Annotated in this window: 20 protein-coding genes; 9 read left to right on the top strand and 11 right to left on the bottom strand. The window is 34.6% G+C overall.

Annotated elements, in window-relative coordinates; translation table 11 throughout:
* Window positions 1-86: 86 nt before the first annotated feature.
* From J3U66_RS00555 to J3U66_RS00545, 3 genes are read right to left on the bottom strand one after another with little or no spacing between them, the layout of a single operon-like run.
* The gene (locus J3U66_RS00555) at window positions 87-1481 is read right to left on the bottom strand and encodes an MFS transporter (protein ID WP_267333593.1); all 1395 of its coding nucleotides are present in this window, start codon (window positions 1479-1481) and stop codon (window positions 87-89) included.
* Entirely contained in the window at window positions 1478-2434 is a 957-nt protein-coding gene (locus J3U66_RS00550) for a nucleoside hydrolase (protein WP_267347557.1), read from the bottom strand. The genes J3U66_RS00555 and J3U66_RS00550 overlap by 4 nt, the downstream gene beginning before the upstream one ends.
* A 24-nt stretch (window positions 2435-2458) precedes the next feature.
* The gene (locus J3U66_RS00545) at window positions 2459-2995 is read right to left on the bottom strand and encodes a hypothetical protein (RefSeq protein ID WP_267347556.1); all 537 of its coding nucleotides are present in this window, start codon (window positions 2993-2995) and stop codon (window positions 2459-2461) included.
* A 737-nt stretch (window positions 2996-3732) separates the two neighbouring features.
* Here J3U66_RS00545 and pntA point away from each other — a divergent pair.
* Window positions 3733-5265, top strand: coding sequence for a Re/Si-specific NAD(P)(+) transhydrogenase subunit alpha (pntA, locus tag J3U66_RS00540; protein WP_267333596.1), 1533 nt, complete (start codon window positions 3733-3735; stop codon window positions 5263-5265).
* 15 nt (window positions 5266-5280) lie between these two features.
* Window positions 5281-6675 carry a Re/Si-specific NAD(P)(+) transhydrogenase subunit beta gene (gene pntB, locus J3U66_RS00535; RefSeq protein ID WP_267333597.1) on the top strand — a complete coding sequence of 465 codons (1395 nt, stop codon included), beginning with the start codon at window positions 5281-5283 and terminating at the stop codon, window positions 6673-6675.
* Window positions 6676-6740: 65 nt separating this feature from the next.
* Here the strand turns inward: pntB and J3U66_RS00530 are convergent, their stop codons facing one another.
* From J3U66_RS00530 to oxyR, 3 genes are all read right to left on the bottom strand, one after another.
* Window positions 6741-7769: an alpha/beta hydrolase family protein gene (locus tag J3U66_RS00530; protein ID WP_267347554.1), complete on the bottom strand. Its 1029-nt coding sequence runs from the start codon at window positions 7767-7769 to the stop codon at window positions 6741-6743.
* Window positions 7770-7961: 192 nt separating this feature from the next.
* A complete protein-coding gene (fabR, locus tag J3U66_RS00525; RefSeq protein ID WP_416379703.1) occupies window positions 7962-8606 on the bottom strand; it encodes an HTH-type transcriptional repressor FabR in 645 nt (214 codons plus the stop codon).
* A 39-nt stretch (window positions 8607-8645) separates the two neighbouring features.
* Window positions 8646-9572: a DNA-binding transcriptional regulator OxyR gene (gene oxyR, locus J3U66_RS00520; protein ID WP_065633934.1), complete on the bottom strand. Its 927-nt coding sequence runs from the start codon at window positions 9570-9572 to the stop codon at window positions 8646-8648.
* Between the two features lie 450 nt (window positions 9573-10022).
* On the opposite strand from oxyR, the gene pcnB reads away from it, so the two are divergent.
* The 6 genes from pcnB (at window position 10023) to sppA (ending at window position 18650) form a co-directional block, all read left to right on the top strand.
* Entirely contained in the window at window positions 10023-11357 is a 1335-nt protein-coding gene (pcnB, locus tag J3U66_RS00515) for a polynucleotide adenylyltransferase PcnB (RefSeq protein ID WP_416379702.1), read from the top strand.
* 74 nt (window positions 11358-11431) lie between these two features.
* Window positions 11432-13795, top strand: coding sequence for an LPS assembly protein LptD (gene lptD / locus J3U66_RS00510; protein ID WP_267333601.1), 2364 nt, complete (start codon window positions 11432-11434; stop codon window positions 13793-13795).
* Window positions 13796-13876: 81 nt separating this feature from the next.
* Entirely contained in the window at window positions 13877-15190 is a 1314-nt protein-coding gene (gene surA / locus J3U66_RS00505; RefSeq protein WP_267347550.1) for a peptidylprolyl isomerase SurA, read from the top strand.
* Window positions 15183-15980: a 16S rRNA (adenine(1518)-N(6)/adenine(1519)-N(6))-dimethyltransferase RsmA gene (gene rsmA, locus J3U66_RS00500; protein ID WP_267333603.1), complete on the top strand. Its 798-nt coding sequence runs from the start codon at window positions 15183-15185 to the stop codon at window positions 15978-15980. The genes surA and rsmA overlap by 8 nt, the downstream gene beginning before the upstream one ends.
* A gap of 4 nt (window positions 15981-15984) precedes the next feature.
* Window positions 15985-16803, top strand: coding sequence for a bis(5'-nucleosyl)-tetraphosphatase (symmetrical) ApaH (gene apaH / locus J3U66_RS00495; RefSeq protein WP_267343975.1), 819 nt, complete (start codon window positions 15985-15987; stop codon window positions 16801-16803).
* A gap of 23 nt (window positions 16804-16826) precedes the next feature.
* The gene (sppA, locus tag J3U66_RS00490) at window positions 16827-18650 is read left to right on the top strand and encodes a signal peptide peptidase SppA (protein WP_267347548.1); all 1824 of its coding nucleotides are present in this window, start codon (window positions 16827-16829) and stop codon (window positions 18648-18650) included.
* Window positions 18651-18692: 42 nt separating this feature from the next.
* On the opposite strand, the gene J3U66_RS00485 is transcribed toward sppA, so the two are convergent.
* From J3U66_RS00485 to moaC, 5 genes are all read right to left on the bottom strand, one after another.
* A complete protein-coding gene (locus J3U66_RS00485) occupies window positions 18693-20513 on the bottom strand; it encodes a sulfatase-like hydrolase/transferase (RefSeq protein WP_267347547.1) in 1821 nt (606 codons plus the stop codon).
* 177 nt (window positions 20514-20690) lie between these two features.
* On the bottom strand, window positions 20691-21389 hold the full coding sequence (locus J3U66_RS00480) for a Bax inhibitor-1 family protein (protein ID WP_267333607.1): 699 nt from the start codon (window positions 21387-21389) through the stop codon (window positions 20691-20693).
* A gap of 59 nt (window positions 21390-21448) precedes the next feature.
* A complete protein-coding gene (moaE, locus tag J3U66_RS00475; protein WP_267347546.1) occupies window positions 21449-21892 on the bottom strand; it encodes a molybdopterin synthase catalytic subunit MoaE in 444 nt (147 codons plus the stop codon).
* Window positions 21893-21896: 4 nt separating this feature from the next.
* Window positions 21897-22142: a molybdopterin synthase sulfur carrier subunit gene (moaD, locus tag J3U66_RS00470; protein ID WP_267343980.1), complete on the bottom strand. Its 246-nt coding sequence runs from the start codon at window positions 22140-22142 to the stop codon at window positions 21897-21899.
* A gap of 18 nt (window positions 22143-22160) precedes the next feature.
* Window positions 22161-22637: a cyclic pyranopterin monophosphate synthase MoaC gene (moaC, locus tag J3U66_RS00465; protein ID WP_267333609.1), complete on the bottom strand. Its 477-nt coding sequence runs from the start codon at window positions 22635-22637 to the stop codon at window positions 22161-22163.
* A 223-nt stretch (window positions 22638-22860) separates the two neighbouring features.
* On the opposite strand from moaC, the gene priA reads away from it, so the two are divergent.
* Complete coding sequence (gene priA / locus J3U66_RS00460) at window positions 22861-25032, top strand: primosomal protein N' (RefSeq protein ID WP_267347544.1); 2172 nt, start codon at window positions 22861-22863, stop codon at window positions 25030-25032.
* Window positions 25033-25035: the final 3 nt, after the last annotated feature.

Below are 25035 nucleotides of genomic sequence, written 5' to 3'. Positions count from 1 at the left end.
ATGCACAACACAAAACTCATAAAATTGAATTTGATTTTGGTATTTTTAAAAAGGTAAAAACGGGATGGGTTATCCCGTTTTTTTAATTAATGCGTTACTTCTGCATTGATTGGTCGAGGAATTAAGAAACTACTAAATAACGCTAAAATAGTAATCACTAATCCTACTAAAATACCATTAAAATACCCCGTCATTGTATTACCATTTATCATCTGAACTGCGGGTAACAACGCAAAACTTAATCCTGCACCTAAGTTAAATGCACCGGCATTCATTCCAGGTAAAAATCCTTGATTGTCGGCAGGTGATAAGACAACACCTAAACCATTTAAAATAATATTGGCCATGCCTGCGTAAAAAACACCTAGTGCAATTACACCGATTGATAAGATAGGTAAGGAATGCACACCATAAAATAAGATCACTAAGATACCAACAATACAACCAATCAAACCCAATTTGAGGACATTGTTATATCCGATCGTTGGTGCTAAGCGACCAGAAAATGGTCCAACAAACCAACCAATTAAAGCATAAGGTGTCAACAAAATTAATGACGCCCAATCAGGATTTAGACCAAATCCTATATCATGATTTTGCGCAAGTGACATAACTAAACCATTGACTATGGCAAAAATACCTGTCATGGTTAAGGTTGTTGTTAACAATAAAGCCCAAGTAGCACGTTTTTTCAGATGCGTTGTTGTCACCAAAGGTTGCTTATTTCGTTTTTCGACATTCCAAAATAAAATAAAACAAACAATGGCAAACACGGTTAAGCCAGTAACAATTAACCAATTTGCATTAGCTAAATTACCCGCTTCATTAAGTGCCAATAATAATGCAGCAAGCGTTAGGACAATTAATATAACGCCTAACCAATCCATTTTAGTTCCTGCTGAAGGCTTGGATTCTGGAGCAAAACGATAGACAAGATAAGTCGAAATAGCTGCAACCACAGCAATTACCCAAAATACAGAACGAAAGCCCCAATAAGTAGCAAGTAAACCACCTGCTATCGCATCCACACCAGCAATACCACCATTTACTGCGGTGATAATGCCCATTAACATGCCATATTGTTTGACATCTTTTACTTCGTAACTCAGCATAAGTAAGCAAAGTGGAACAACAGGACCAGATACGCCTTGAATAATACGCGCTGCATATAATACTTCAATATTAGGTGCAACAGCAGCCAATATTGTTCCTATTGTCATAATCAACAACATAACCGTTAATACTTTTTTACGACCTTTGATATCACTCAAACGAGGAAGAAAGAGTGAAAACAGTGCTGCCGCAGTAAAAAAAGAAGTTTGTGAAAATCCAACAGCTGCATCATTGGTGCCTAATTCTTTGGCTATAGTCACTAATACAGGACTTAACATACTTGCATTGAGCTGAAAAGCAACACAAGCTGCAAGTAAAGCAACCATTAATGTTAAAATACTTTTTTTATTGTTGCTTTGTGCAATCATACATTTACCTCACCAATTCGCTGTAACGCATCAACGATTAAATCCCAAAAACCTGCATGATCAAGTTTTGTCGCCACTTGTGTATGGCAAGATTCATCGACTGGAAAACGAAAATCAGCAACAGTCATGCCTAAAGTTAATGTTCCTGTGAGCTCTATATCAACAGGAACTCGTCGAGTTTTAATTAAATCCGGATTAATAACATAAGCTACAGCACAAGGGTCATGTACTGGTGGATAAGTAAAACCTTGTGCTTGCTTATACATTTTTCCGAAGAATTCAAGCATTTCAAGTACAAATGTTGCTGGTTTTGTTTTGATTGCTGAGATTTTTTCAATTACTTCAGGCGTTGCGAGAGCTTGATGAGTCAAATCTAATCCCACCATAGTCACAGGCCATTTTTCATTAAATACTATATGGGCGGCTTCTGGATCGATTTTTATATTAAATTCAGCAACTGCACTCCAGTTACCAACATGATAGCCACCGCCCATCAAAACCACTTCTTTCACTCTTTCGACAATTTTGGGTTCTTTGCGCGCAGCCATCGCAATATTGGTTAACCCCCCAGTTGGGACCAAGGTAATGGTTTTGGGTGGATGAGCCATAATCGTATCGATAATTAAATCAATAGCATGTCTAGAATCCAATTGTATAGCAGGTTCGGGTAATACAGGACCATCCAGACCTGAATCACCATGAATATCTGGTGCAATTTCAACATTCCTCACTAATGGTCGAACAGCACCAGCGGCAAAAGGAATATGAGTTATGTTAGCAATACGAGCAACTGATAACGCATTACGGGTCACTTTTTCTAATGTTTGATTCCCGACTACAGTTGTTACCGCTAATAATTCAATATTAGGATTCCCATGCGCCAATAACATGGCAATAGCGTCATCATGACCTGGATCACAATCAAGAATGATTTTTTTAGGTTGATTTGTCATTAAGCGTTTTCCTCTAGTAAATTTTTAATTTGCCATTCTATCAAGTACATTTTGACAAGATGACATAGTTGATGTTCCTTCACGTTCAACCACTGAAAATGCAATAGCACCATCGGCTATCGGGTAAAAAAACTCTCCGTCAGCTTGTGATAAACTTAAAGCATAAATAAAATTGTTGGCCATGTTGAATATGCTAAGTAAGACAAATCCATAAATTTGAATATACCTATAATTTTTAACATAAAAAGCGAGAAGTCCATTACTATTAAATAGGATAATAATGGTTTGAATATCAAAGGAATGAATTTTAGTAACAATTAGTTTGAACGTATCAAAACGATTTACGTTAATGCCAAACATTAAACTTGTTTGAGTTTTATTAGATGTAATTTTATTGATATAAAGTAATAGTTGTATCATCTTGTTAAAATACGCATTAGGATTAACAACGACATCAATGCCTAAAGCTTTAGCTAATGTTATTACATTAAAAACAGCATCACTAGTTTTTGCAAGTTGCGTTAATAAGATATCAGATTTTTTTAAGTTCGTTTCTAACATTACAATTTTTTATCAATCCTTGATTAATTAGCCACTTAATTTGATTATTATTTTTACCAAAGTTAATTAAAGTATCTTTGGTTGCTTTATTATCATAATGATATAAAGAAAAAAATTCATACTTGATAGCAAATAATAACGACGCTAACCCAATGATTCTTCGTACATCAAGTAATCAAATCCAATTAATTTTTGGCTAAATTATTAATACTTTTTTACCTATACTTTTATATACTCAATCGAGTTAATTAGGTCGCGATAACAATATTCATATAACACAAAATACCGATATTACTCTGTAATTTTCTTTTCGCTTTTAGTATTTTATCTTTGCTATTTTTTCATTCATTATAACAATATGAAATACAACGATTTTTATTATTCATGTTCATCTAAATATCCCAGAATAACCTTATTTTTTTCGAAAAAATAGACTCATTTTTTGCGTGTTATTCGATCAGTATAGCGCGGGTAAATGATAAAAAGAGTGACGAACATCATAACTTAGAAAATAAAAACAAAACTTAAATAATGGATGAAATCAATATATAACAACCATAAATCGGCAAACAATAAATTGATTATTGCTTCATTTAAGAAAGAATCGACAACCGACTTATTAGTTACAATAATAATGTGACTTGGAAGATAAAAAATAAATTCCTTACTCGCACTGCCGCTAATTTATGCTAAAATCGAAAATCATTAATAAACACTAAACATAAGGATGTAACGAAATGCATATCGGTATACCAAAAGAGCGGTTAGCCAATGAAGCTAGAGTTGCAGCAACTCCACAAACAGTTGGACAACTGTTAAAACTTGGATTTACAGTCTCTGTAGAACAGGGTGCAGGGCATGCGGCTCACTTTGAAGATCAAGCATTTATCGATGCTGGAGCAACAATTCAAAATACTCATGATATTTGGCAAAATGACTTAATTTTAAAATTTCATGCCCCAACAGATGATGAAATCGCATTAATGAAAGAGGGTTTAACCCTTATCAGTTATATTTATCCAGCTCAACATAAAGAACTATTAGAAAAATTAGCAGCCAAAAATATTACAGTCATGGCGATGGATTGTGTGCCACGTATTTCTCGTGCGCAATCGTTAGATGCACTAAGTTCTATGTCAAATATTGCTGGCTATCGTTCTGTGATTGAAGCTGCCAACCAGTTTGGTCGATTCTTTACAGGTCAAGTCACTGCTGCAGGTAAAGTGCCACCGGCAAAAGTGTTAGTCATTGGTGCTGGTGTTGCTGGCCTTGCAGCAATTGGCGCAGCAGTAAGCCTTGGTGCAATTGTTCGAGCCTTCGATACTCGCCCTGAAGTTGCTGAACAAATTAATAGTATGGGTGCTGACTTCTTAGAGTTAGATTTCGAAGAAGAAGCCGGCTCTGGAGATGGTTATGCAAAACAAATGTCTGCTGCCTTTATTGAAGCTGAAATGGCATTATTTGCAGAACAAGCTAAAGATGTTGATATCATTATTACTACAGCATTAATTCCAGGTAAACCAGCACCAAAACTGATTTCGAAAGAGATGGTTGAATCTATGAAACCTGGTAGTGTGATTGTTGATTTAGCTGCATTAACGGGTGGTAACTGTGAATTAACTAAACCCGGTGAAGTTTATGAAACAGATAACAATGTAAAAATTGTTGGCTATACTGATTTGGCAAATCGCATGCCAGCTCAAGCCTCTCAACTTTATGGTACCAATATCGTTAACTTATTAAAGTTACTGACTAAACAAAAAGATGGCAATATTGATATCAATTTTGACGATGTGGTTATCCGCGGAGTGACCGTTGTTAAAGATAAAGAAATCACTTGGCCTGCACCGCCAATTCAAGTATCAGCACAACCGCAGAAAAAAGTTGCAGCGCCGGTTGCTAAACCTGAACCTAAACCAATGGATCCACGCAAAAAATATGGCATTTTAGCGTTAATAATCATTGCTTTCTTCTGGTTGGCTAATTCTGTTCCTGAAAGCTTTTTAGGTCACTTTACCGTATTTGCTCTATCATGTGTAGTTGGTTATTACGTAGTATGGAATGTAACTCATTCTTTACATACACCGCTCATGTCAGTCACTAATGCCATTTCAGGCATCATTTTAGTTGGTGCAATATTACAAGTTGGTGATGATAATGGCTTAACTACGGCAATTGCCTTTGTTGCTATTTTAATTGCTAGTATCAATATTTTTGGTGGATTCTTTGTTACCCAAAGAATGCTAAAAATGTTCCAACGTGGCAAATAAAGGAGAGTATCAATAATGTTAAGTAATGGAATTATTCAAGCAGCTTATGTAATTGCTGCCTTACTGTTTATATTCAGTCTACGTGGTCTTTCCAATCAAGAATCCGCTAAATCGGGTAATATCTATGGCATGATCGGTATGGCAATTGCCCTTATTGCCGCGATTGCGAGTATCAATGGTGGATTACATTGGGTCATCATTGCGATGATTATTGGGGCGGCTATTGGTTTATATTTAGCCAAAAAAGTAGAAATGACACAAATGCCAGAACTCGTTGCACTACTTCATAGCTTTGTTGGTATGGCTGCGGTACTCGTTGGTTTTAATAGCTTTTTAGACTCACATATTTTTACCTTCTCATCGAGTGAAATTACCGTTCATTTGGTCGAAATATTTGTTGGTGTTTTTATTGGTGCGGTTACATTCTCTGGTTCGATTGTCGCGTTTGGCAAACTAAATGGTCGCATTAGTTCAAAACCATTATCTATTCCAAATAAACACTATTGGAATCTTGCTGCTATTGTCGTATCTGTAATCCTCATGTTTACATTTGTCAATCTGCAAACAGGAGCTGGCGCGCTATTTTGTTTACTCATTATGACACTTATAGCATTAGTCTTTGGTTTCCATCTTGTTGCATCAATTGGTGGCGCAGACATGCCCGTTGTTATTTCGATGCTTAACTCCTATTCTGGATGGGCGGCTGCTGCGGCAGGATTTATGTTAGGTAATGATTTACTCATTGTAACTGGTGCTTTAGTTGGTTCTTCAGGCGCAATTCTTTCTTACATTATGTGTAAAGCAATGAATCGCTCATTTATTAGCGTAATTGCCGGTGGTTTTGGTAGCGATGGCAGTTCATCAAGCTCTTCAGAAGAAGAACAAGGTGAATATCGCGAAATCCAACCTGCTGAAGTTGCACAAACTTTAAAAGAAGCACGCTCAGTTATTATTGTTCCAGGTTATGGTATGGCGGTTGCACAAGCGCAAGGTGCAGTCAGTAACATTACTGAAAAACTACGAGCTATGGGAATTGAAGTGAGATTTGGTATCCACCCTGTTGCCGGGCGTTTACCGGGGCATATGAATGTATTATTAGCCGAAGCTAAGGTACCTTACGATATCGTACTTGAAATGGACGAAATCAATGACGACTTCCCTGATACTGATGTTGTATGGGTCATTGGTGCAAATGATACGGTTAACCCAGCGGCAGAAGAAGATCCAAATAGCCCTATCGCAGGTATGCCAGTTCTTGAAGTTTGGAAAGCTAAAACGGTTATCATTTCTAAACGTTCAATGAATACCGGTTATGCCGGCGTTCAAAATCCACTATTCTTCAAAGAAAATAGTTATATGCTATTTGGTGATGCCAAAGATAGTGTTGAAAAAGTGTTACAAAATCTTTAATGACAATTAGTCTTATAGAGAATACAAAATATTACTGCGGCCTAGCCGCAGTAATTTTATAAGCGTTAAGGGTTCAAATTTATTTGTGCTAAGAAAGTAGTAATTTGTTTAATTATTTCACGATGAATCTCGGCTCGAGTTCGTTTCCCACCATCCTTACAAATAATACCTTCGCCTTGAGCTTCTTGCTCTAATATTTCTATTGCCTTAGGTTTACAAACTTGTATAAAACTAAAATGCATCGCATCTGGTATCACCGTATAAGTAGATAGTGATTTTGACAGGAACTGCATTAAATAACCTGATTCAAGCTCTGCATCCATATCACCTACATCAACTCCTGCACCAATAATTAAAGAAGGGATGTTAATATCTTTTAAACTTTTTGACGTAAAACCTCTGACTAATCCTGCATCTAAAGAGATAAATGATTTTATTCTTGTATCGAATAAACTTTGATTTAATTTTGGATTATCAAGACCGAGTTCAGTCACTAATTGGCAAGCTTTTAAATGGGAATGAATTGTACAGTCTTGCTTAAAAAGCTCTGTATCAAATTTTGCTCCAGCAAGTGCAATTACCGTCCAACCGCCAAGGGAATGCCCAATGGCTGATATATTATTCATATCAATAGAGTTTGCTAAAGTCTTATCCTCTATCAAACAATCAATTGTTTTACTCAAATCTTGTGGGCGCAACCATAATTTAGAAGATTGATCAATATCTCTATTAAACAGTGTAGTCCCAGGATGATTTGGTGCGGCAACAATATATCCTTTTTCGGCCAGCGCATAAGCAAGCCAACTTAAATTTTGCTGGCTGCCCCCATAACCATGTGAGAGAACAATTAAGGGATGCTTACGATAATCTAAAACAGGGGGTGCATTGAATAGAACCTTATAACCATAAAAAATAGCACTATCGCCAACCATTACGTCATCTTGTTGATTATTTGCTTTATACCATATTGCGATATTCAACGGTCGGTTACTTTGTTTATCGTAATAGATTTGTTTAAACCCTACAGCTGAATAAGCATGATTGCTAAAGGTGAAGATTAAATAAACAATCAAGCCAATGTAGAATTTAGTCATTCAATTTATCTCTATTAAAAAAATTGCCTATTTGCAGCTGGAATGAATATGAAGACTTAACAATAGAATAAATAATACAATTTGTTAATCAATAATTAAATTTATCAGATTAAATATTTAACAAATAATATGACACATTAATTTATTAAAACACGTTAGATTCACTATACATGTCAGTATAAAAATTTAAAATCAGTGATTTTCTTGCTTAATCAATTCTTTGTGATAAAGGTAATAGGCACCGCGCGAAACCATACGAAGTTGAAATATAAGATTTTCGATCAATTTTTGGCGTTGTATTAGGTCAAAATCTAAAGCCTCGGCTCCTGCATTAAAAGCAATGGTAACCATTGCTTCAGCTTGAGCTTCATTATATTGATGAGGCATGTCATTAGCATTATCTAAATAATCAACCAATTCAACAATAAAATGTTGAATTTCTCGAGCAATAGCAGAACGAAAAGCCGATGATGTCCCCGCTTTTTCACGCAGTAATAATAAAAAAACTTTAGGATTTTTATCAATAAATTCAATAAAGGTTGTAACAGAGGTTCGTAACACACTTCCGCCCTTTTCAATACGTTTCCGTGCTTGTCGCAAAAGTTGACGAAGGGTTAAACCACTTTCATCAACCATCGCCAAACCTAATTCATCCATGTCACGAAAGTGCCGATAGAAAGAAGTAGCGGCAATACCAGCTTCACGTGCAACTTCACGCAAACTTAGACTAGCAAAACCTTGTTCGGCATTAAGTTGATTAAATGCAGCTTCTATTAATGTGCGACGAGTTCGCTCTTTTTGCTGAGCTCGAACCCCCGAAATTTTGGCATTTTTCATTATTTCAATCGATTTTGGTAATTTTAACTTAGTCAATCATTAATTCGCTTTTTCTAACAAACGCTCTTTTTCAGCAAATACTTTTGGCATGTGATCTCGAATTGTTTTAGCAATGGTTTCATAACGGGAACGTAATGGCGATCCCGGACGATATATCAGGGCAATGCTTCGCACTGGAACAGGATCAGTACAAGGAATATAGCAAATATTATCACGAATACGTTCATTTGGTGCCGCTAATTCAGGAAACAACGTAATACCGCGCCCAGCAGAAATCATACTGCGTAATGTCTCAAGACTTGTCGCTTTAAATTGTTTGTCTTCGTCAATTCCGACTTGAAAACAATATCCCATTGCATGTTCACGTAAACAATGACCATCTTCCAACATTAAAAACTTATGTCCTTTTAAACTAGAAAGTTTAATTGTCCTTTTGCTGGCTAGTTCGTCCGTCGCCGGAACCGCTAAAAACATCGGCTCATCAAATAATGGCAATTCTATAAATTGTGATGTTTCTTTAACCTGTGCAACAATGGCGCAATCAAGCTTGCCACTCTCAAGTTGGGCAACTATATTGGCAGTTTGCGCTTCATGTAGATAGAGTTCAAGTTGTGGAAAAGATTCGTGTAATACTGTTATTACATGTGGTAACAGATAAGGTGCAATTGTTGGTATCAATCCAATATGCATTGGGCCGGACATCTCTTCACCTTGACGACTGGCCATCTCTTTTAAAATTTGGATATTGCGTAAGATCTCTTTAGCCTGTTCAACAAGCATCATACCTGTTTGTGTAAATAGTACTTTGCGACTAGTACGTTCCAGCAACATTACACCAAGTTCATCTTCCAATTTTCTGATTTGTCCACTTAATGTTGGTTGACTCACATTGCAAGCATCAGCGGCTTTACGAAAATGACGAAATTCAGCTAACGAAACAAAATATTCCAAATCACGAATATTCATAATGTCCCCCAATAAGTTATCAGTTAATGTTATATACTCAATTGACTTTTTGTCAGAGCGATCTATTAAACGACTATTATTCACATTACTCAAAAAATTAAGCAAAATGTTTAATATGCTTCCTATATCTATTGTGTTCTACAATGAATTAAAAAAGACGTTTTGAGCATAGGTTGTAGTAAACCTTAATCAGCTTGTTAAATAATGCATGAAATATGTATAAACAGGTATTGATGCCTTTTAAAGCTATATGACTAATTCTACTCTATAAACTGCTATTGTTGATAATTATTGCCAAAAAATCAAATAGAATATTCATTTAAAATTAGAAAATACCTGCTTTTCATCGAATTAAAATTCAGATAATAAGAAAAATGGAAAGTTATAAGCAATTATTATATAATCGCGCGCTATATTGCCATTTTGGTTCATACACGTTTGAGGTGCACTATTTTTAAACAAGTCTCTCGCTTTTATCGCAAAATGTTTCGCCATGAAGAACAAAAACAATCTCGCTATATTTCTATTTCTCGTAATGAACATAATATTTCTCGTAAAAATATCAGTGAAAATGCATTAAAAGTTCTTTATCGTTTAAACAAACAAGGATATGAAGCTTATTTAGTCGGTGGTTGTATTCGCGATCTTTTATTAGGAAAAATACCAAAAGATTTTGATATCGCCACGAATGCGACACCTGAACAAGTGCAAAAAACATTTCGAAATTGCCGTTTAGTCGGTCGTCGTTTTCGTCTTGCACACATTATGTTTGGTAAAGAGATTATCGAAGTTGCTACCTTCCGTGGCGAACATAGTTTTCAAGATGAACAAAGTAATGTTGCCAAACGATCGCAAACCGGTATGTTATTACGTGATAATGTCTATGGTACGATTGAACAAGATGCTTTGCGACGTGATTTTACAATGAACGCGCTTTATTACAGTGTTAAAGATTTTACACTGCGCGATTATTGTGGAGGCATAAAAGATTTACATAATGGTATTATTCGCTTAATTGGTGATCCGCAAACTCGCTATCGAGAAGATCCTGTGCGAATGTTAAGAACCATTCGCTTTGCAGCAAAACTCAATATGACAATTGAGCAAGCAACGGTTGAACCAATTAAAGAGCTTGCACCATTATTAAAAAATATTCCTGCTGCTCGTTTATTTGATGAATCATTAAAGTTACTGCAATCAGGTCATGGATACAAAACCTATCTATTATTAAAAGAGTATCATCTGTTTGAACAATTATTTCCAGTCATTCAACGATTATTTACCGGAAATAACAATAGCTATTTAGAAAAGATGATTGAACAGGTGTTAAAAAATACTGACTACCGAATTGCTCATAATCAACGTATTAATCCAGCATTTTTATTTGCTGCTTTCTTCTGGTATCCGATTATGGAACAAACACAATTAACGTGTGTTGAAAGTGGCTTACAATTCCATGATGCTTTTTCAATGGCTATCAATGATATTTTAAGTGAACAATGTCAAATTATTGCTATTCCAAAACGTTTAACATCAATAATGGGTGATATTTGGCGACTACAATTACGTATGAAAAAGCGTGAAGGTAAACGTGCATTTGCCATTTTAGAACATCCTAAATTCCGAGCGGCTTATGATTTATTAGAAATGCGGGCATCTATTGAAAAAGGGGAGTTATTGGATTTAGCAAAATGGTGGGATGAGTTCCAACATACCTCAATTGAGAAAAGAATTAGCATGGTTAACCAGTTGAGTAAAAGAAATAAACGCAGGGCTAAACATTAATTTTTCATTCGCACTTTTATAAATAACCGCTATAATGCTTAAATTAAAATAATCATCATTACTTTTAATCATTAATGAAAAAATTAGCGCCTTCATTTATCGCAATAACCGTTACTCTATGTCTCTATAATAGTAGCAGTTATGCTATCGGATTACCTAAAGCTATTATTAATAATCCACAATGCCTCATCGATGTGCCTAAATTCGATCGCCCATTAGTTGAGGGTGATATCCAAACACTGCCTGTTGATGCTGAAGCAAACCAGTTTGAAGCACTTTATCCAAACAAAATAATTTATCAAGGTGATGTAGTTGTCGAACAAGGCAATCGTACCGTACAAGCAGATAGAGTAACGATTGATTCTCATGATAAAAATAATCGACTTGTTACTTTGCAAGGCGATATTACTTATCAAGATAATTTGATAAGAATTAAAGGCAATGATGCCTTGATGAATCTTGATAATAATGATGCTAATATTACACCGAGTGATTATCATCTGGTTAACCGACTAGGCCGTGGTAACGCCGACGAGATGAAGCTTGAAAAAAATCGCTATGTTATTTTGAAAAATGGTAGTTTTACATCTTGTCCTGTCGATGACAGCACATGGAGTGTAAAAGGTAGCACAGTGATTCATGATAATGAAGAGCAATTACTTGAAGTATGGAATGCAGTATTTCGTATTGGGAAAGTACCGGTTTTATATTCACCTTATTTACAGTTACCAACTGGTGATAAACGCCGTTCAGGCTTGCTAATGCCTAATTTAAATTATGATAGTGTCGATGGTATTGATTTTTCGTTACCAATTTATTGGAATATTGCACCTAACTATGATGCCACATTTACCCCAAGAATATTACAGCGTAGAGGCGTTCAGTTACAAACAGAGTTCCGCTATTTAAATCAATTAGGTTTAGGTACTGTAGCTTTTGACTGGCTACAACATGATAACAAATATGATGATGATCGAGATAGATTATTAAATGGTCAAAATTATGATGATAACCGCCATCGTTGGTTATTCTACTGGAAAAACGATGAGTTAATTAATTACAATTGGCGTTTTAAGGCAGATACTACAAGAGTAAGCGATAATCAATATCTAACAGATTTGAACTCTAAATATGCGTCACAAACAGCTGGATATTTAACTCAATTTTATAAAATTGGCTACAATGATCCGAGTTGGGATATTACTCTGGGTTATAGACACTTCCAGGCATTCCATGATGGAGTTAGAGATTCACTATACCAAACTCAACCACAATTAAATATGAACTATTATAATTATGATTTTGGTCCATTTAAATTCAAAACCTTTTCACAAGTATCACGCTTTTTAAGTTCAGGCAAAAATAATCCGAAAGCTTGGCGTGCACATATTGAACCTACTCTTGATTATACTATCACCAATACATGGGCTTCATTAAGTGCGTCTGGTGGTTTAATGGCAACGCACTACAACCAAGATAATATAAAAAAATCTATTGAAAGATACCAAAACTTAGACAAGAGTGTTAATCGTTTTATGCCTAAATTTAGTATCGATGGAAAAGTCATTTTTGAGCGTGATTTTGATCTGATTGAGGGTTATACCCAAACTTTAGAGCCACGAGTAAAATATACATATATTCCATATCGCAATCAGTCAAATATTGGCAGCTATGATTCTACTTTCTTACAATACGATTATATCGGTCTATTTAGAGATCTCCCTTATAGTGGGTTAGATCGCATTGCATCAGCTAATAATATCGCGACAGGTGTGACGACTCGTTTTTACGATGAAAGCAAGGTAGAAAAATTTAATTTATCAATCGGACAAATAACCTATTTTACTAAATCAAAAACCAGTGAACACAATACTGAAATAGACAAAAATTCTGATACAGGTAGTATTACTTGGGCATCGGATAATTTCTGGCGTATTACTGACGATGTGATTTTTAGAAGCGGTGTACAATACGATACCCGTATTGATACTATCTCTTTAGCCAACACGATACTTGAATATCGTCCTTCAAGTGAGAAATTACTACAGCTATCTTATCGTTATGCTAATCATAACTATATCAATACGGTAGATAAAAGTTCGTTATATAGAGGCTATAAACAAGATATTTCCCAAGCAGGTATTGTGACTACTTGGCCATTATCTCAAACTATAGATGCTGTTGGTTCTTATTATTATGATATTAAATTGGGGCAAACCGCAGATGGTTCAGTTGGATTACATTATAGTGACTGCTGTTGGGGTATGACTGTTCAATATGGACGTAAATTGACAGATTGGGATTGGATATCCCATGATAGTAAATATGAAAATAAACTTTCAGTTAATTTTGAGTTAATGGGCTTAGGCCATAATCGTGATGTAAAAGCAAAAATGTTGAATTTTGGTAAACTACCTTATACAACAGCGTTTGAATAATTATATTAGTAACGCATAACATAACTAATTAACTTAATTACAGTTATTGTCAACTGTAGCAAATAAAATGAGTTGAATAATATGAAAATATCTAAATTACTTATCGCTTTAAACTTAAGTTTAAGTATAGCAGTGATTAATCCTTTATCAGCTAATGCTGCCGCTAAAGTCGTTGAGCAAGTTGCTGCAGTAGTTAATAACAATGTCATATTAGAAAGTGACGTTAATGATATGTTAAAAACTATAAAAGCAAGCACCGATCCACGTAATTTACCGAATGATAACGTACTGAGGCAACAAATTCTTGATCGTTTAATTGTTGAAAATCTAATCTTGCAAAAAGCCGCTAAAGCTAAAATTACAGTGAGTGATGATCAAGTGAGCAATGCGATTGCTAAAATTGCAGAAGAAAATGGTATGACAATCGATCAACTTAGAAGCAAACTTTCAACAATGGGGATAAGTTATAGCGCTTATCGTGAACGTATACATAACGATATGTTAATAGACCAAGCCCGAATGAACGAAGTCAGACCTAGAATTAAAATCTCTGAAAAAGAGGTTGAAAACTTAGCTAAAAATATGTCTCAACAAACCTCTAACAATATAGATGTTAAAGTAAGCCATATTCTTATATCCGTTCCAGAAAAAGCCTCTAAACAACAAATAGATGATGCGACTAACAAAGCAACCGACATTATCCGTCGAGCCGAAAAAGGTGAAAGTTTTGCGAAATTAGCTACCTCATATTCAAATGATGATCTTGCTTTAAAAGGTGGTGATATGGGCTGGCATAAACTCAATGAATTACCTACCATTTTTGAAGAAAGATTAATTCGAGCACCAAAAGGAAGTATTATTGGTCCAATTCGATCCGGTGTTGGATTACATATTTTAAAAGTTGATGATACACGTTCTGAAGCACCGAAAAAATTCACCATTGATGAATTTAATGCTCGCCATATCTTAATTAAAACTAATGTGCTTGTAACAGACCAAATCGCCAAACAAAAACTGTCTGATATCCGTAAATCTATAGTAAGTGGAGCGACAACTTTTGAAGCAGCTGCTAAAGCTAATTCTCAAGACCCAGGCTCTGCTGAAAATGGCGGTAATTTAGGTTGGAGTCGAGCCGATGTTTATGACACTGGTTTTAGAAATGCATTAGTTCAATTAAAGAAAGGCGAAATTAGTCAACCAATCAAATCATCGTTTGGATGGCATTTGATTCAATTAATCGATACTAAACAGACTGATGGTACAAATGCAGTGAAACAAGATCAAGCCTATCGATTAATTTTCAACCGTAAATTTGGTGAAGAAGCGCAAGTATGGATCCAAGAATTAAAAGGCGATGCTTATATCAAAATCACAGGTGAAGAAAAACATGACTAACCGTGTACACCAAGGTCATTTTGCCCGTAAACGATTCGGGCAAAACTTTTTACATGATGATTATATTATTGAAAGTATTGTCGCAGCTATTCAACCTAAATCAGATCAGGCTCTTGTAGAGATCGGTCCTGGTCTAGCTGCATTAACAGTGCCAGTCAGTAAATATGTTGACCATCTAACAGTTATAGAAATTGATAGAGATTTAGCCAGTAGATTGATTGATAATCCTTTTTTAAAAACTAAATTAACTGTTATTGAACAAGATGCTCTAACCTTTAACTTTAATGAGTTAAATCAACAATTAGGTAAACCATTAAGAGTATTTGGTAACCTTCCCTATAACATATCTACACCGTTAATGTTCCATTTATTTGAATATGCCAATATCATTGATGATATGCATTTTATGCTACAAAAAGAAGTAGTCACGCGACTTGTCGCGGCACCAAATAGTAAAGATTATGGAAGATTAAGTGTAATGGCACAATATTATTGCCAAATTATTCCTGTGTTAGAAGTTCCACCGACTGCGTTCAAGCCGGCACCTAAAGTTAACTCAGCTGTTGTTAAGTTAATTCCTTACAAACAAAAACCTTATTTAGTTGATGATGTTAAAATACTTTCTCGCATCACTACAGAAGCATTTAATCAAAGACGCAAAACGATTCGCAATAGTTTAAGTAATATGTTTACAACAGACCAATTAATTGAATTAGATATTGACCCTAATTTACGTGCTGAAAATTTGTCAGTACAACAATATTGTAAACTTGCAAACGCATGGAAATAATATTATGGCAAACCTAATCATTGGTGATATTCATGGTTGTTATGATGAGTTTATGCGTTTGCTTGATAAAGCGAGTTTTTCATCATCTGATACTTTGTGGTTAACCGGTGATTTGGTTGCCAGAGGACCAAAATCGTTAGACGTGCTTAGATTTGTAAAAAATTTAAGTAGTCAAATTCGTTTAGTTTTAGGTAATCATGATTTACATTTATTATCGATTTATGCCAATGTAACATTAGCAAAAAAGAAAGATAATCTTGACAGTGTGATCAATGCGCCTGATTACGATGAATTAATGAATTGGTTACGTAAACAACCATTAGTTCAAATAGATGAAAAGTTAAAACTGATTATGACTCACGCGGGTATTTCACCTCAATGGGATCTTGATACATTAAAAAAATGTGCCAATGACTTAAATGTTATGTTATCGAGTGATTCATATCCACTTTTTCTCGACAAAATGTACGGTAATTTCCCTGATGAATGGTCTTGTGATTTACAAGGATTAGATCGGTTACGTTACATTGCTAATGCACTCACACGAATGCGGTTTTGTTATGAAGATGGCCGACTTGATTTTTATTTCAAAAAATCACCAGATCAAGCGCCTACAAAACTTAAACCTTGGTTTTTATTACCTTCAAAAATTCCAGCTCAATACAGTATCGCTTTTGGCCATTGGGCCGCTTTAAATGGTAAAGGTACTCCAGATAATATTTATGCTCTCGATACTGGCTGTTGTTGGGGCGGTAAATTAACATGCTTGCGTTTTGAAGATAAAAAATATTTCAAAAAACGAAATATAGAAGCGAAAAGCTAACATTACGACTAAAAGGGCTAATTATGATATCTGTATTATCAGTCATAAAATTAATTTGGAAAACCATCAACGTTTTTAGACAAATTTTTCTAAATATAATATTTTTTATTGCTATTATTCTTATTTTTAGTGGTATTGAACTGATAAAAGATTTGAAAAAACAGGATGTCGTTCCACAATATGGCACGCTTGTACTTGATTTAGAAGGTGTTATTGTTGATAGTACGCGATATGACGATGAGATTTATGCATTACAAAATAAAATATATGGCAAAAAAGTAAATACTTCTCGTGAAAATAGTTTATTTGAATTAACACAAAAAATAGCGCAAGCAACAACAGATCCTAATATTGATGGTATGGTTTTAAAATTGGATAATTTTGTTGGGGCAGATATGAGCTCATTACAATATGTGGGTAAATATTTATCCAAATTTAGAGAAGCCAATAAGCCAATTTATGCAATTGGTTCCAATTTTAATCAAAGCCAATATTATCTAGCCAGTTATGCCAATAAAATTTATTTAACACCATTAGGTGCAGTCAGTGTATACGGGTTATCAGCCAATAATCTGTATTATAAAACCTTATTAGATAACTTAAAAATTAATACTCATGTTTTCCGAGTAGGCACATACAAATCTGCAATTGAACCATTCATTCGAGACGATATGTCAGATGCAGCAAAAAGCAATACGACGCGCTGGCTTTCAGCCATGTGGGAAAATTATCTTAATGATATTTCAGCACAACGTAAAAAAGCCCCTAGTCAATTAGTTCCAAATCCTACTGATATGTTGTCAGAGTTAAAAGCAGCTAAAGGAAGTATGAGTCAATATGCTTTATCTACTGGTTTAGTTGACGTTGTTGCATCCAATTATCAATATGATCTCGATATTGTTCAGAATCAACATCAATTAAGTATTTATGACTATAAATTGACAGAAAAAGATGAACAAACTGACGATAAACCATTAATCGCTGTTGTTTTTGTCAATGGTACGATAACTGACAGTGAAAATAATACTGATATAGCGGGCAGCCAAGATATTGTTGAACAGCTTAGAAATATCCGTAACAACTTGGATAATCAAAATGTTCAAGCTGTTATATTACGAGTTAATAGTCCTGGCGGAAGTGTTGACGCCTCAGAGGCCATTCGCAGTGAATTAGAAGCACTACGCAGTTATCAAATTCCTGTAGTAGTTTCAATGGGCGGAATGGCCGCATCTGGTGGATATTGGATATCGACAGCATCAGACTACATTATTGCTAGTCCGAATACAATCACTGGCTCTATTGGTATTTTTGGTATCATTCCAACCTTTGAAAAATCATTATCTCACATTGGTGTTTACAATGATGGTGTAACAACATCACCACTTGCAAATAATAGTGTTACTCGAAATCTACCGGATGAAATGAGCCAACTAATACAAATGAATATTGATAATGGATACAATACCTTTATTTCATTGGTTGCTAAAGCAAGAAATATGTCAACAGAACAAGTGGATAAAATAGCTCAAGGTCAAGTTTGGTTAGGTTCAGAAGCAAGTAACATTGGTTTAGTTGATAAACTTGGTGATTTTGATGATGCTATCGAAACAGCCGCTACATTGGCCAATTTAACGGATTACAAAATTGACTGGCTTAAACCAGATGTCAGTTGGTTCAATAGTTTTTATTCTGAAATGCTAACAATGCTGCCAAAATCAACTGCCGAAATATTTTTTGATCAATTACCACAAGCAAAACAGTTAAAACAACAAGTGTCTTTATGGAATAAATTTCACGATAGCCAAAATCGCTATATTTATTGTTTAAACTGCGCTGATGTTCGTTAAGAATTCTTCTCTATCCTTTTAAATAAAAGGATAGAGAACTAACTAGTTCGAAGGTTGATAAAAATAACGCATATTGCCTATTGCCGCTTGGATATAGCTATAGTTAGGCGTTGCATCAATCTCATGATTGTGCGAATCCATATAATGACTAATACCTAGTCTGTTAACAAGATAAATATTATCCGGTGTGCGAACAGCATAGGAACTATAATTTGACATCAATAACCAGTTACGATTAGTGATTGGGTTAAATAAATCATACCCTGTTGAATAATCACTTATATCATTTTCCACATATAAATAATGTTTCATTAATGACGGTACTACATCTTCGTGACTAGTCAGTTTAGCGGCATTATCTTTTAACTGCTCTAAATTTTTAGCGCCAATAATGATAAACGGAACTTTGGTTTGAGCATCGGTATAATTACCATTGTGCCCCCAAAAACCAAGCTTATTATCATTCATTTCTTGACCATGGTCACCAGTAATAATAATTAACGTATTATCCAACGTTCCCGATCTAATTAGTTCATCATAAACATTTTGCAATAAATAATCATCATAATAGACGCTTTGTTTATAACGATTGAAAATTGGCACAGGATCAGTATTATTATTTAATGTCATATAATCAAGGTCACCAATTGGCTTAAATTTTACCTCAAAATCATCTGGAAAATCATAAGCGTGAGGTGCGTCATAAAATAAAAATGAGAAACTTGGTTTAGAGGTATCACGTTGTTTATACCATGCTAACCAATCGTTTGTGATCTGTTTATCGCGACTTGAAGCTGGGCCATCATGACTACTTATTCTTAAATTTTTAATTGTTGCAAATACGGTACGATCAAATTCAGGGGCAGTCACCTTAGCTGAGGTAAAAATACCAATATTAAAATTTTCTTTTTGTAATGTCGTAACGAACAAAGATGGAACACTATTACGCAAAAAGGCATCCCAGTAAGTACCAGGGATACCATAAAATAACCCAAAGATACCTGTCCGAGTAGCGTTACCCGTTGAATAATGATTATTGAAAATAACACCATTATTTTGTTGTGCAAAATGATAAGTATTAGGAGAAATTTGCTCACTAAATGTATCATAACGCCAAGAGTCTAATACAATAAACATAATATTTTGAGGTTTATTGTTATCAGAATTAATAATAAGCGTATGTTTAGGATAATGAATTCCTGTATGTTCATCATCTTTTTCATAAATAACTTTTCGTTGCCCTTGTTTATCAAAAAATTCCATTATTTTTTTTGATGTAAACGGACGATATAAGGGAATATATTCTTTTACTACCATAATTGGAGAATAAGCATAATAAAAAGCAATCATGTGCACAATATGGCTAATAAAAAAAGCAAAAATAAGAAAAATAGTAGATAAACGTAGAAATTTAGACTTAGTGTGTGCTATTGCAAATTTGTTATTAATCCAATAAAGAATAAAGCACTCTAGGCAAAGTGAAGCAATGATTAATGTCAACATCAAGCAATAAGTGAATAGCGAAAAATCCACCACTTGCCCAGAAAATACCATTGATATAACAGAGAGATTTATGTGAAATCGGTATTGTTGAAAAACAATAGTATCAATAAATAATCCAATTTGAAAAAAACCAAATAATACAATCAAAATGAGATTACGAAGACATGGTTTTATCCAAAGCAGCGGAATACAAATAATTAAAAGCAATAAATAAACTGAGAAAAAGTGTCCAGTTACTGCGAAAATTGAAAAGGTAATTCCGGCCCAATTAAATAACGCTCCAGGAACAACAAAATAACGAATGGCAATGATTGATGAAATAAAAATGTTTATTAGAACAAAGGAATATAATTTTTTCACAGTAATTCTCTAATATTGAACTTAATATTAAGTATATAAGAAATAAAAAACGATATTCTATATTAAAACACAGTATTTTCCGCGAAATTTTAATATAAAAGACTAAAAAACAAATTACTAATAAAAAACTAACAAAAAAGGCTCTTAATAGAGCCCTTTAAATCTATAAAAATACCATTATCGACGATCGCCAAAAATCCTTAGCAGCATAATGAACAAGTTAATGAAATCAAGATATAAAGTTAATGCACCTAAAATGACAAAGCGTCTAAATACATTTTGATCATCATAAGATATATTTTCGCCTAACTCTTTGAGTTTTTGATTATCATAAGCAGTTAATCCTGCAAAAACAAACACGCCAATGTAAGTTACAGCCCACATTAATGGCTCACTCTTTAAAAAGAGATTAACCAATGAGGCAATCACAATGCCAATTAGTCCCATAAATAAAAAGCGACCGAAGGCTGATAAATCACGTTTTGTGGTATAGCCATAAAAAGCCATCGCAGCAAACATGCCTGCTGTAATAAAAAATACACTCGCAATCGAAGACGAAGTATAAACTATAAAATAGATAGAAAACGTACAACCATTTAAAACAGAATAGAGCATAAACAATGTGGTTGCCGCTGCGCCAGATAAACGATTGATAAAACCAGAAATAACAAAAACTAGCCCTAGCTCAGCAATTAATAATACCCACATACCTCGATATAATAACTGTAATAATTGCAGATTAGTTGATGCATACCATGCAACTAAAGCTGTTAATAATAGTCCAACAGTCATCCAGCCGTAAACATGACTCATATAGGTTTGTACACGACTTGTCGATTTTTCGATTATTGAACTATTAGATGAATAATTTGCCATCCTTTACCTCTTATAAAATATTATGTAACATACTCAATCTATTATATATTAAATGGAGATTAAAGCCATTTTTTCAATGCTTGTATATCAGAATTTTTAGGCTCGACCCAATTATCCCCATTACCTGTACGTTCTTTTTTCCAAAAAGGCGCTTGTGTTTTTAATACATCCATTATAAATTCAGCCGCAGCAAAAGCATCCGCACGATGGGCACTACTGACTCCGACAAAAACGATTTGTTCATTATTACTTATTTCACCTACTCGGTGAATCACGGCCACACGACTTAATTGCCAACGCTCACGAGCTTGATTAACAATTTGACGTAGTACTTTTTCTGTCATGCCAGAATAGTGTTCTAAAAAAAGGCTAAGAGGCAGCTCGTCAACTGAACGAACTTTACCTATAAATGTTACAACCGCACCGTCTTGCGATAGTTCTGATAACCAAGCACTTAATTTGTTGGCATCTATTTGCTCATCACCAACTTGAATGATATCCATATTTTCAGCCGCCTGTCACAGGAGGAAAAAAAGCGATTTCATCATCAGGTTGTATTATATAATCAAAATCGACCAATGATTGATTAACAGCACATAATACAGTTTTCTCTGTTAATGCCATTGACCATTTATTGCCTCGCTGACTTAATTTTTGTAAAAGGTCAGAAATCGACAATTGACTAACATCTAATAAGATACTTTCAACACCAATGAGCTCTCTTATTTGAGCAAAAAAAATAATTCTATTCATACTTTGACTATTTTAGTATTAGATAGCAAAATCACCCGATTTACCACCCGTTTTAGTTAATAATCTTACTTGAGTGATAACCATGTCTTTTTGTACAGCTTTACACATATCATATATCGTTAAAGCCGCTACAGATGCAGCAACCAATGCTTCCATTTCAACACCTGTTTGACCTTGCAATCGACATACGGACTCAATTCTAACACAAGAATTAACAATATCAGCTTCAATATTAACTTCAACTTTACTCAGTAAAAGCGGATGACAAAGGGGAATAAGTTCCCAAGTTTTTTTAGCGGCTTGAATACCTGCAATTCTAGCAGTGGCAAAAACGTCACCTTTGTGATGTTTACCTTCAATAATCATGTTTAATGTTGCTGAGTTCATCATAACCTGTGACTCAGCTCTTGCTTCCCGTGCCGTTATTTGTTTATTGGACACATCAACCATATGTGCATCACCATTATGATTAATATGTGAAAAGTTTTCTGGCATTTTGTATTCCTTAAAAAATATCACTAATTCTAATCTGCCAAGATAACAAATTTTATAAAACGATACCATATTTCGATCAATGGGTTACCATTTAAATTTTAAAGTTTAATCGCAAACTTATTAGATAAAATCCATAAAAAACAAATGATGTCAGCTAGCTTTTGCGAGTTATATAAAAACTCAGTACAATATTGACCTTGATTAATTTTACTTGTGACACTTAATGCTGATCGCTCATGTAGCCTTACCGGTACCGCTTTACCAACTTTATGACTATTGCTTAACTTCACCTGCTCAAGTGGGTATGCGGGTAACAGTCCCTTTTGGTAAACGTTTTGCTATAGGTATTATTGTTAAAATAGATCAGCAAACCGACATTGAAATTGAACACTTAAAATCAATTGTCTCAATAATTGACGAGCAACCGTTGTTCACAAATTCAATTTGGAAATTATTAAATTGGGCAGCTAATTACTATCATTATCCCATTGGCGAAGTTTTGTTTCACGCTATGCCTATTTTGTTACGCCAAGGTCGCAAAGCTTGCCAAGATGAAATTAAACAATGGCAACTGACGCAATTAGGTCAACATATTGATTTAAATACATTATCAAGAGCACCAAAACAAAAATTGTTATTATCTTTATTTAGAAATAATCAGTTGCATGATTCAGATTTAAGCTTAACTGTATATCATCAGTTACAAAAAAAACAATTGATTACCCAAATCAGTCAACAACCAAATAACATTCCATGGCAATCTAGTTTTTCAACTAATCGCAATACTATTGTATTAAATAACGAACAAATCCAAGCTATTAATACCATCAATCAACAAAATGATCATTTTTCAGTATTTTTGTTAGAAGGGATCACTGGATCAGGTAAAACGGAAGTTTATTTAAATGTCCTTACTGGCATTTTAGCAAAAGGCAAGCAGGCTTTAGTATTAGTACCCGAAATTAGTTTAACGCCACAAACAATTAGACGTTTTGAACAACGCTTTAACGCACCGATTGATATTTTACATTCAGGATTAACCGATAAGCAACGGTTGAATGTTTGGTTAAGGAGTAAGAATGGTGAAAATGCCATTGTCGTTGGTACTCGCTCTTCAGTTTTTACACCGTTTAAAGACTTGGGCATAATTATTATTGATGAAGAACATGATAGCTCTTATAAACAACAAGAAGGATGGCGTTATAATGCAAGGGATTTAGCCATTATTCGTGCCAAATTCGATAATATCCCTATATTATTAGGTTCTGCAACACCGTCACTTGAAACCTTGAATAATGTCCAAAATCACCGTTATCAATTATTACAGTTAACTAAACGAGCAGGAAATGCACAACTAGCAAAACAATCTATCTTAGATATAAGAGGATTAGTCTTATCGGCTGGATTATCTCAGCCCCTTATTGAACAAATAAAAAAACATCTAAACAATAACAATCAAGTCATGTTATTCTTAAATCGACGAGGTTTTTCACCTTTATTGATATGCCATGATTGTGGTTGGATTGCTGAGTGCCCACGTTGTGATAGACCGTATACCTTTCACCAACAGCAAAATAAACTCAGTTGCCATTATTGCGATACCCCAAGAGGGCTACCTAAACAATGCCCTAAATGTGGTTCAACGCACTTAGTACCCGTTGGATTTGGTACCGAACAACTTGAAAAACAATTAGCAATATTATTTCCAGAAATAAAAATTAGCCGAATTGATCGTGATACTGTATCTAAAAAAGGTGCACTCGATACATATTTACAAACTATTGAGCAAGGTGGTGCTCACATTTTAGTTGGTACCCAAATTTTAGCTAAAGGCCATCACTTTCCGAATGTTACTTTAGTTGGTATTGTTGATGTTGATGGTGCATTGTTTTCAAGTGATTTTCGCGCAACAGAGCGATTTGCACAAATCTATACGCAAGTATCTGGTAGAGCAGGACGTGAGGCCAAAGCAGGTGAAGTCATTTTACAAACCTATCATCCAGATCATCCTTTATTAAATATTTTGCTTCATCAAGGATATCAAGAGTTTGCCAAACAGACGTTGCTAGAGCGTCAAAAAACCTTATTACCGCCATTTAGTTACCAGACATTAATTCGTGCAGCAGATCGTAATAATCAATATGCACCAGCATTTTTACAACGTATAGATGAGTGGTTAAAAATGCATTGTGACGATCCTGCTTTATGGTTACTTGGTCCAATGCCAGCAAATCAAGCCAAAAAAGCGGGGTACAACCGTTGGCAGTTATTAGTACAACATACTAATCGACAAAAGCTTCAAACTATTTTAGATCAATTAATTATAACAATAGAAAAATGGAATGAATCAAGCAAAGTTAGGTGGAGCATAGATGTTGATCCTATAGATAATTAATCG

The sequence above is a fragment of the Gilliamella sp. B2969 genome, assembly GCF_026536195.1.
Lineage (GTDB): Bacteria > Pseudomonadota > Gammaproteobacteria > Enterobacterales > Orbaceae > Gilliamella.
Note: the sequence above shows the minus strand (reverse complement) of the source record. Positions and strands in the feature narration are given on the sequence as shown.